Origin of the sequence: Thermoactinomyces sp. DSM 45892, assembly GCF_900107305.1 — a bacterium.
Taxonomy (GTDB): Bacteria; Bacillota; Bacilli; order Thermoactinomycetales; family Thermoactinomycetaceae; genus Baia.
On record NZ_FNPL01000043.1, the window covers coordinates 1 to 1,481 of the forward strand.

Genomic DNA, 1,481 nt, shown 5'->3' on the forward strand with positions numbered 1-1,481 from the left:
TGACTCGTACTCCGTTCGGTCTGCACGACCTCTACGATTTTTTCAAACGGAACATCTTGATACTCATGGGCCCGTAACGCTTTTTCACGCACTTGAGACAACAGCTCTTGGAAGGTCGGTTTCCCTGTCATATCAGCCCGGTATACCAGTGTATTGACAAAGAAGCCAATCAATCCTTCAATCTCTCTGTAATTCCGGTTCGCAATCGGACTTCCCACCAGAATATCTTCCTGTCCAGTATAACGAGATAAAAAGCTCTGATACGCCGTAAGCAGGGTCATGAAAAGGGTCGAACCTTCTTGACGACTCATCTCTTTTAGTTTCTCTCGTAATGGGTGTGATAAGAGAACTTGGTGCATCTTACCTCGATTGGTTTGAACCGCTGGACGAGGGCGATCTGTCGGTAATTGTAGGATTGGTAAATCACCTGACAGTTCTTCTTTCCAGTACTGAAGTTGTTGCTCCAATACGTCTTCTTTCAACCACTCTCTTTGCCACTGGGCAAAGTCTGCGTATTGTACAGGGAGAGGGTTCAGTTCTGCTGGTGTCCCACTAATATCTTCTTCATAGAGAGCCATCCATTCATCCAGAAAGACTTCCATGGACCATCCGTCAGAGATGATATGGTGCATGGTACACAGTAGCATCCATTCCTTTTCCTCTACTTGAAGGATCTGGACTCGAATCAAAGGGCCTTGTCCCAAATCAAACGGCGCTTCCGCTTCGTTTTGAATGATGCGCTTCATTTCGTTGTCTCGTACTTCCTTCGGAAGCTCCGTTACGTTCATCACTGGAATCGTTTCCGGGCTGTAAGGGCGGATTTGTTGTACGGGTTGATCATCTATCTCTTGGATTACAGTCCGTAGCGACTCATGACGTTCTAGAAGCTGATTCCATCCCTTTTCTAGGGATTCGAGTGCCCAGTCCCCTGTAAGGCGCAATACAGCGGGAATATTATAGAGAGCACTATTGGGTGTAAATCGATCGATAAACCATAAGCGCTGCTGCGCATAGGATAGCGGGATTGCTTCGCCACGCTCCACTGGTACAAGTGGGGGTAATTCTGGTTTTTGGTCCCCTTGACGCAATTGGCCGATTCGCCTTGCTAACGTCTCCACTGTCGAATGCTCGAACAGCTCACGTAATGGAAGTTCGATTTGAAACGCTTCTTGTAGGCGGGAAACCACTTGGGTTGCAAGTAGTGAGTGTCCACCCAGTTCAAAGAATGAATCTTGCGCTCCGATGTTCGAAACACCTAATACCTGACTCCAAACAGACGCAATGAGTTCTTCTACAGGAGAAAGATGATTCTCTCCACTTCCTGCTTGTTCTTCTGGAATAGGTAATGCTTTTCTATCAATCTTTCCATTGGAGGTAAGCGGTAGAGTTTCCATCTCGACAAAATGCGATGGAACCATGTAGCTCGGTAATTGAGCCTTGAGATGTTCCCGCCATTCTGGCGTGCTTCCCGCGCCCACCAC

1 protein-coding gene is annotated in these 1,481 nt (G+C 47.4%); it reads right to left on the reverse strand.

Features of this window, described 5'->3' with window-relative positions:
* A partial coding sequence (locus tag BLU58_RS15920) for a condensation domain-containing protein (RefSeq protein WP_255404759.1) occupies positions 1-1,481 on the reverse strand: 1,481 nt, incomplete at both ends.